Origin of the sequence: Hydrogenophaga sp., from assembly GCF_018780385.1 — a bacterium.
Lineage (GTDB): Bacteria > Pseudomonadota > Gammaproteobacteria > Burkholderiales > Burkholderiaceae_C > Hydrogenophaga.
The window spans coordinates 781,436-789,565 of record NZ_JADMJO010000003.1 but is presented as its reverse complement, the minus strand read 5'-3'; the positions used below and the strand labels follow the sequence as shown (position 1 = coordinate 789,565).

At 65.9% G+C, this 8,130-nt stretch carries 6 protein-coding genes; 4 read left to right on the top strand and 2 right to left on the bottom strand.

What is annotated here, in order from left to right; all coding sequences use genetic code 11:
* The first annotated feature begins 84 nt into the window (after positions 1-84).
* The gene (locus tag IV113_RS04285) at positions 85-468 is read left to right on the top strand and encodes a hypothetical protein (RefSeq protein ID WP_291081128.1); all 384 of its coding nucleotides are present in this window, start codon (positions 85-87) and stop codon (positions 466-468) included.
* A 3-nt stretch (positions 469-471) separates the two neighbouring features.
* Here IV113_RS04285 and IV113_RS04280 read toward each other — a convergent pair whose 3' ends face one another.
* Positions 472-1,461, bottom strand: coding sequence for an endonuclease/exonuclease/phosphatase family protein (locus IV113_RS04280; protein ID WP_291081191.1), 990 nt, complete (start codon positions 1,459-1,461; stop codon positions 472-474).
* Between the two features lie 111 nt (positions 1,462-1,572).
* The gene (locus tag IV113_RS04275) at positions 1,573-3,420 is read right to left on the bottom strand and encodes a DEAD/DEAH box helicase (RefSeq protein ID WP_291081189.1); all 1,848 of its coding nucleotides are present in this window, start codon (positions 3,418-3,420) and stop codon (positions 1,573-1,575) included.
* 254 nt (positions 3,421-3,674) lie between these two features.
* Here IV113_RS04275 and ettA point away from each other — a divergent pair, with 254 nt between their 5' ends.
* The 3 genes from ettA to IV113_RS04260 all read left to right on the top strand — a co-directional run bounded on the left by ettA (position 3,675) and on the right by IV113_RS04260 (position 8,069).
* Positions 3,675-5,336 (top strand): energy-dependent translational throttle protein EttA, encoded by a 1,662-nt coding sequence (gene ettA, locus IV113_RS04270; RefSeq protein WP_291081126.1) that lies wholly within the window; start codon positions 3,675-3,677, stop codon positions 5,334-5,336.
* Positions 5,336-5,875, top strand: coding sequence for a DUF1415 domain-containing protein (locus IV113_RS04265; protein WP_291081123.1), 540 nt, complete (start codon positions 5,336-5,338; stop codon positions 5,873-5,875). The genes ettA and IV113_RS04265 overlap by 1 nt, the downstream gene beginning before the upstream one ends.
* A 106-nt stretch (positions 5,876-5,981) precedes the next feature.
* On the top strand, positions 5,982-8,069 hold the full coding sequence (locus IV113_RS04260) for a DUF1631 family protein (protein ID WP_291081121.1): 2,088 nt from the start codon (positions 5,982-5,984) through the stop codon (positions 8,067-8,069).
* The last annotated feature ends 61 nt before the right edge of the window (positions 8,070-8,130 follow it).

Genomic DNA, 8,130 nt, shown 5'->3' with positions numbered 1-8,130 from the left:
GCGATGCCAACGCCCGGTGTCCTCCACAGGATGTCGGGCGTTTTGCCGTCTGGTACAACCGGGCACCGTTTTCAGGAGCCGCTCATGATCCCGTTCAACAAGGTCGTGCTGTTCACCGACACCGATGGCCGCGCGCGATTCCGCGAGGACCCGGTCGACCTCACCGAGGGCACGCCTGCGGCCCGCTTGTCGCCGGTGTTGCCTGCGAAGGGCTTGCAGTTGCGCCAGAGCCCGGTGGGTTTTCGCAGCCAGTTCCATTGCACCGACGCACCGCAGTGGCTGTTCGTGCTCCAGGGGCAGATGGAAATCGGCTTGCAGGACGGCAGTTCGCGCGTCTTCGGCGCGGGCGACCACTTTTATTCGGCCGACACACTGCCCGCGGGTGCCACGTTCGATGCGGCGTTGCACGGCCACTGGAGCCGGCAGGTGGGTGACGACCCGCTGGTGACCGCTTTCGTCAAGGTCTGACGCTCACACCGGATCGGGCAGGCGCAGCCTGAGCAGTGCGCGCACAAAGCCATGGTCGCTGCGGCTGCGGTCACGGCCTTCGAACAGGTGGTCGTTGAACACCTCCACCCGCCGCACATCGCCGATGGCACTGCGGCTGGTGGCCACGAACTCCTCGCTCACCAGCACCTGGTCGAGCACCTCTGGGTAGCCCTGGTGGATGTGTGAATAGGCCACGTCGCGGCGCAGCGCGGCCTCGCCCTGCACATCCCACGCGCTGAACAGCGCGTTGTCGCGCGCGCCCTTGTCGTAGGCCACCTGCGAGGTGGCGGCAATGAGCTGGGTGGTCACGCTGTGCGGGCTGTCGTTGAGATCACCCATGAACACCAATGGCAGGCGCGTGCGGTGCAGCAGTTCCACCACCTTCAGTCGCAGCGCCAGCGCTTCACCGGCCCGCATGATCAAGGAACGCAGGGACCCCAGCGCCTGCACGGCAGGGTCGGCGGTGTCTTCGATGGTCTTGCCACTGGCGTCTTCCAGGTACTTCGGCCGCTTGCTCTTGAGGTGTGCGGTGATCACGCACACAGGTTGGCCGTGCTTCAGGCGCAGCGTGGCCACCAGCGGCGGGCGCTCGAAGCGGGTGTGGGCGCCGATGCCGGGCACCTGCACCATGGCGGCGGCGGGGAAGTTGATGAGGGACTCGACCGACTCCAGCTTCAACCGGGTGACGATGCCCACGCGCGGCGTGCCCTGTGCGCCGATTTGTCCCGGGCCGTTCTCGGCGCCAGGCACCACCACCGAGCTGTATTGCAATCCGCTTCGCGCCACGGCCGCGCGCAGGGCGAGTTCGTCCCACACTTCCTGCACCGCGATCACATCGGCGTTGAGCGCCCTGAAGCGGTTGCCCAGCCAGTCCACCTTGCGCTCGAACTCGGTCTGGCTGTAGGGGTCCTGCCCGTCGTAGAAATGGCGCCCGGGCTGCGCGAGGTTGAGCACGTTGCAGGTGGCCACCATGAGCGTGGCCCAACGTGGCGACGCCCCGTTGCCGATGAAGGCAGACGGGGCGTCGGGAGAAGGATTGGCGCGGTCGTTTTGCATGACCGCACTGTAGTTCAGCAGATGCGTTCAGCGGATCCGGCCGTAGTTGGTGCGCAGGGGATCGGCGTTGCCGCCACCACCACCGCCGCCACCCGCATTGCGCGGGCCGCCGCGGCCGCCACCACCACCACCCTTGCCACCGCGGTTGCCGGTGCGCATGGCGTCGATGCTGGTGCGCAGCGGATCGGGCTGGCCACCGGGGTTGGCCGCGCGTGGGCGCGGTTCCTTGATGCGCAGGCTGCCCAGGTGGGCGTTGGGTCCGGGCTGGCGCTCGGCGCCGGGTTCGCGGTCTTCACGCGGGCCACGGTCTTCGCGCGGTGCGCGGTCCATGCGGTCACCACGGTCGGCCTGCTGACGCGGAGGGCGCTGGCCCTGGCCGCCGCCGTTGCGTGGGCCGTTGTTGCCACGTGGTTGGCCATTGCCACCACCGTTGCCCCCGTTGCCATTCGCGCGCTGACCGCCACCGTTGCCACCACCACCGCGACGGCCTTCGCCGCGCGGGCCGTCGATCTGGGCGCCATCACCGGCAGGACGCTGGCGCTGGCCACCGCCGCCGCCACCATTGCCGCGAGCCTGCTGGGGCTCACCGGCTTTCTTCTCGCGCACGCGCTGCATCATTTCCGTGCGCGCGGCCTTGGCGGCCGCGGCCATCACGTCGCGGCTCGGCGGCTTGCCGGCGCCGCCCCAGATGGTCTGGCGGCCCATGGCGATGGGTTCGGCCTTCTCACCCGGCTCGGGCATGAAATCGGGGAACATCTGCACGGGGATGCGCTGCTTGGTGAAGCGCTCGATCTCCATCATGAAGCCTTCTTCGTCCAGGCTCACCAGGTTGACCGCGGCGCCGTCGTTGCCCGCGCGGCCGGTGCGGCCGATGCGGTGCACGTAGTCTTCGCTGACGTTGGGAATTTCGTAGTTCACGACGTGCGGCAGTTCATCGATGTCGATGCCGCGCGCCGCGATGTCGGTGGCCACCAGGGCGCGGATGTCGCCGCTCTTGAAGCCGGCCAGCGCCTGGGTGCGGGCACCCTGGCTCTTGTTGCCGTGCAGCGCCATGGCCTGGATGCCGTTCTTGGTGAGGTACTCGGCCACGTTGTTGGCGCCGAACTTGGTGCGGGTGAACACCAGCACCTGGCTCCAGTTGTGCTGGTTGATGATGTGCACCAGCAGGGCCTTCTTCTTGCCGCGGCCCACCGGGTGGATCACCTGGGTGATGCGCTGCACCGTGGTGTTGCGCGGGGTCACCTGGATGTGCAGCGGGTCTTTGAGCAGGGCGCTGGCCAGGTCACGGATCTCGTCGCTGAAGGTGGCCGAGAACAGCAGGCTCTGCTTGTCCTTGGGCACCAGCGCCAGGATCTTCTTCACGTCGTGGATGAAGCCCATGTCGAGCATGCGGTCGGCTTCGTCGAGCACGAGCATCTGCACGCCGGAGAGGTCCAGGAAACCTTGCTGTTGCAGATCGAGCAGGCGGCCGGGGGTGGCCACCAGAATGTCCACGCCGCGTTTCATGGCGTTGATCTGCGGGTTCATGCCCACGCCGCCGAAGACGACGGTGGATGTCAGGGTGAGGTGTTTGCCGTAGGTGCGCACAGATTCCTCGACCTGCGCGGCGAGTTCGCGGGTGGGGGTGAGCACCAGCGCGCGGATGGCCACGCCACCGAAGCGGTTCTTGGCGCGTTCGCCGTCGGCCAGGCGTTGCAGCAGAGGCAGGGTGAAGGCAGCGGTCTTGCCGGTGCCCGTCTGGGCGCCACCGAGCAGATCGCGACCCGCCAGCACGGCGGGGATCGCTTCCACTTGAATGGGGGTGGGGGTTTCGTAACCGTGCTCACGCACGGCTTGCACGATGGCCGGAGCCAGATTCAGATCGTCAAAGGTCATTTTTTTGGAGGCGCCCGTCCAGGGCGCTGGGGGCATCGGCCACTCCGTGAGCCGCTTCGGTGTTGGAAGCGGCACCCGGCCAGTCTGGGGCAGATGGATTCAGGGGTTTGGTGCCGACCAGTGATTGGCGAGCACCCCAGCGAAGGGCTGGTGTTGAGCCAACTGAAGTGCCCAACGAGCCGTATTGTCGCATGCTGGGATAATCAGAGGTTGCGCGGCCGTCCTGGCTGCAGATTCCTCAGGCACACACAGCAATGGCTCAATACGTCTTTTCCATGAATCGGGTCGGCAAGATCGTGCCCCCGAAGCGTCAGATCCTCAAGGACATTTCGCTCTCCTTCTTCCCCGGCGCCAAGATCGGCGTGCTCGGCACCAACGGTTCGGGCAAGTCCACGCTGCTCAAGATCATGGCCGGCATCGACAAGGAAATCGAGGGCGAAGCCATCCCGATGCCGGGCATCCGAATCGGCTACCTGCCGCAAGAACCACAGCTCGACCCCGAGCAGACCGTGCGTGAAGCGGTGGAAAACAGCATGAGCGGCGTGCGCGCCGCGCAGAAGCGCCTCGAAGAGGTGTACGCCGCCTACGCTGAGGAAGACGCGGATTTCGACGCCCTGGCCGCCGAGCAGGCCCAGCTCGAAGCCGTCATCTCCACCTCGGGCACCGACGGTGAACACCAGCTGGAAATCGCGGCCGATGCACTGCGCCTGCCCCCGTGGGACGCCAAGGTCGGCGTGCTCTCCGGCGGTGAGAAACGCCGCGTGGCGTTGTGCTGCATGTTGCTGTCCAAGCCCGACATGCTGTTGCTCGACGAACCCACCAACCACCTTGACGCCGAGTCGGTGGACTGGCTGGAGCAGTTCTTGAAGCGCTTCCCCGGCACCGTGGTGGCCATCACCCACGATCGCTATTTCCTGGACAACGCGGCCGAGTGGATTCTGGAACTCGATCGTGGCCACGGCATTCCGTACAAGGGCAACTACTCGACCTGGCTGGAGCAGAAGGAAGCCCGTCTGGAGCAGGAGCAGCGCACCGAAGATGCGCGCACCAAAGCCATGAAGAAAGAACTGGAGTGGGTGCGCCAGAACCCCAAGGGCCGTCAGGCCAAGAGCAAGGCGCGTCTGGCGCGCTTTGAAGAACTGAGCGACGTCGACTACCAGAAGCGCAACGAGACCAACGAGATCTTCATTCCTGTGGCCGAGCGCCTGGGCAATGAAGTGTTCGAGTTCAAGAACGTGAGCAAGAGCTTCGGTGACCGCCTGCTGATCGACAACCTCAGCTTCCAGATTCCGGCAGGCGCCATCGTCGGCATCATCGGCCCCAACGGCGCGGGCAAGTCCACGCTGTTCAAGTTGATCTCCGGCAAGGAGCAGCCCGACAGCGGCGAGGTGAAGATCGGCCAGACGGTGCGCATGGCCGTGGTGGACCAGAGTCGCGACGATCTACAGAACGAAAAGACGGTGTGGGAGGACGTCTCGGGCGGTCTGGACATGATCACTGTGGGCAAGTTCCAGATGCCCAGCCGCGCCTATTGCGGTCGCTTCAACTTCTCCGGCGGCGACCAGCAAAAACGCGTGGGCAGCCTCTCGGGCGGTGAACGCGGACGCCTGCACCTGGCCAAGACCCTGGCCGAAGGCGGCAACGTGTTGCTGCTCGATGAACCCTCGAACGACCTGGACGTGGAAACCCTGCGCGCGCTCGAAGACGCGTTGCTCGAGTTCGCCGGTTGTGCGCTGGTCATCAGCCACGATCGCTGGTTCCTCGACCGCATTGCCACCCACATCCTGGCCGCCGAAGGCGACAGCCAGTGGGTGTTCTTCAACGGCAACTACCAGGAATACGAAGCCGACAAGAAGAAGCGTTTGGGTGAAGAGGGCGCCAAGCCCAAGCGCATGCGCTTCAAAGCCTTGAAGTGATGCTGGACGTCGAAGCCGCAACACGGCACTGGCTGGAAAAGGCCGTCATCGGCCTGAACCTGTGCCCGTTCGCACGGGCGGTGTACGTGAAGAACCAGGTGCGCATCGTGGTCAGCCAGGCGCGTCATCTGGATGCGTTTCTGGACGACCTCGACCGCGAGCTGGCCTTGTTGGTGAACACGCCGGCCGAGGAGATCGACACCACCTTGCTGGTGCACGCCACGCTGTTTCCCGACTTCGAGGTGTTCAACGACTTCCTCAATGTGGTGGATGACGTGGTGGTCGAGCACGAGCTTGAGGGTGTGATCCAGGTGGCGCCTTTTCACCCCTTGTTCCAGTTCGAGGGCACCGAGCCCGACGACGTGACCAACTGCACCAACCGGGCACCGTATCCCACCCTGCACCTGCTGCGCGAGGAGAGCGTGGAACGCGCCGTGGCCAGCGAAGGTGGTGACGCCGACGCCATCGTCGAACGCAACCTGCAAACCCTGCGCGAGCTGGGCACCGACGGCTGGCGAGCCCTCATGGCTAAAGAGTGAACAGCCGGGACATTCGGTTTCTTTTCCCGGTTGTGCGCGGGGTGGCTGCTGGTCACAATGTTTCAACCCCCCGACCTTGGCCACACGACTGAAGGAACCCGCCCGCATGGATACCCATCTCCAGGCTTTTGACGCCTGCCTCAAGGAGGCGCTCGCCCAGACGCGCGAGTGGGTGCCGCGTTGGCTGGACCATCTGCACGCCGCGCTCAAGGAAAAGGAACTGTCGGCCCGCCAGTTGGGCGACAAGCAGGTTTTTGTCGATGCGCGCACCGCGCTGGAGTCGCATCGCGACCTGATCGCGACCCGGTTTCTCGCAGCACTTGGCGATTCGGTGGGCAACGCCTTGCCGGGCACCGACGCGCAGCCGCGCCGGGCCAGGTCGGTGAGCTTTGACGAACTCGAACTCATGGGCGACGACCAGGTTCAGGAGACGGTCGAGCTGGCCCGCGTGCAGCAGATTGTCAGCATGACGGTCGATCATGAAGTCGTTGAGCTCACCGCTCGCCTGTGCACCGCACAGGGCATGCACAGTGTGAATGCGGAAGCCAACCCGTTGCGCGCCGATGTGGTGGTGAGCGCCTTGATGAAAGCACTCAAAGGATTGAGCGTCGCGCCGGCCGTGCGTTCGCGCTGGCTGCAAACCGGCGCCATTTCCCTGGGCCACGAACTGCAAGGTCTGTACACACGCCTGAGCGCCTTGCTGGACCGCATGGGCGTGCAGGCGGCCGGCTATGCCGTGATCCAGTTGCCCGATGCCCGCACCGCCACGGCCGACGCCCCCATGGGCCGACGGGCCGGTGGTGTGCCGGAAGAGACCGGCCTGGGAACAGATGCCCTGCTCACGCTCGATCATTTGCACCAACTGCTGGTGGGCAACCTGGAGCAGCCCGACGAAGAGCCCCTGCGCCAGCCCGGCACCGCTGGGGCGAGCAATGCCATGGTGCGCACGCTCGCCAGCGAGGTGGTCTCGCTCATGCTCAAGCAGATCTCTGCCGACGAACGCTTGTTGCGACCGGTGCGCGAGATGCTGCAGGGCATGAAGCCCGCCTTGCTGCAAGTGGCCCGCACCGACCCGCGCTTTTTCGCCGACCGACAGAACCCCGCGCGCCGCTTGCTGGACGCCATCACCGAACACAGCCTGGCCTACACGAACGAGCAGGACCGTGGCTACGCCGCATTTTCGCGCCAGGTGCGCGGCATCATCGACACGTTGCAGAAGCCCGGCCCGGATCTCGCTGATCGGTTTCCAGGCTTGCTGCAGCACTTCAACCGCTCGCAGACCGAGGCCATGGCCCCCGAGCAGGTGAAGGCGCGCGGCCTGGCTGTGAAGACCCTGGTGCGTGTGGAGCAGCGCAACCTGCTGGCCGAGCGGGTGGCCGCGGAATTCCGGTCGCGCAACGACTTTGACCGGTCCCCCGGGGTGGTCAGGCGCTTCCTCACCGGCCCATGGGCGCAGGTGGTGGCGCAGGCACGACTGGAGGTCTCCAACGCCACTGGCCTGGGCACCTCCGAAGTGCCGGCGATGCGTTACACGGACATCCTTCCCGACCTGCTGTGGTCGAGTCAGCTGGCGGTGGCGAGTCTGAACCGCCCGCGTCTGGTCAAGGTGATCCCGACCGTGCTGCGCACCCTGCGCGAAGGTCTGGACTCGATCGACTACCCGCGCGAACAGGCCGAAGCTTTCTTTCAGGCCCTCATGGGTTTGCACGAAGCGGCCTACAAGACCCAGCGCGCCGAGCCGCCCCAGGATGTACAGCCCAGTGAGCAGTTCGAGGACGACATGGAGCCGTGGATGCAGCCCGCCGAGGCGCGCGACACCTGCTTCATGGACGACTCCTTGCCCGACACCCAACCGTCCTTCGTGGACACCCAGCCCCTGCAGCGCGACTGGGTGGACTTGAAGGCGGAGATGGCGGCGCAATCGCCGTCACAACTCAGCGTGGGCACCTGGGTGGACGTGTGGCAGGACGGTCAGGCCCTGCGGTGCCAGATCACCTGGGCCAGCCCGCACGGCACGCTGTTCCTGTTCGCGGGCGTCAATGGTCGATCGCTGTCCATGACCCGCCGCGGCCTCGATCGGCTGATCGAGCAGGACAAACTGCGTGTGGTGGCGGACCACGGCGTGGTCGATGAAGCGCTGGACGAAGTCACACGTCAAGCCTGGCTGAACAGTATCAAGGCCGACGGCCTTTAAACCTCCCCCCACGCTCCGCCGCTGCGCGGGTCGCTGCCCCCCGAGGGGGCTGTTTTGCCTT

Bases quoted from the DNA above. Each gene is read 5' to 3' on its own strand.
- IV113_RS04285 (WP_291081128.1), top strand. From the start codon at position 85: ATGATCCCGTTCAACAAGGTCGTGCTGTTCACCGACACCGATGGCCGC.
- IV113_RS04280 (WP_291081191.1), bottom strand. From the start codon at position 1,461: ATGGTGGCCACCTGCAACGTGCTCAACCTCGCGCAGCCCGGGCGCCAT.
- IV113_RS04275 (WP_291081189.1), bottom strand. From the start codon at position 3,420: ATGACCTTTGACGATCTGAATCTGGCTCCGGCCATCGTGCAAGCCGTG.
- ettA (WP_291081126.1), top strand. From the start codon at position 3,675: ATGGCTCAATACGTCTTTTCCATGAATCGGGTCGGCAAGATCGTGCCC.
- IV113_RS04265 (WP_291081123.1), top strand. From the start codon at position 5,336: ATGCTGGACGTCGAAGCCGCAACACGGCACTGGCTGGAAAAGGCCGTC.
- IV113_RS04260 (WP_291081121.1), top strand. From the start codon at position 5,982: ATGGATACCCATCTCCAGGCTTTTGACGCCTGCCTCAAGGAGGCGCTC.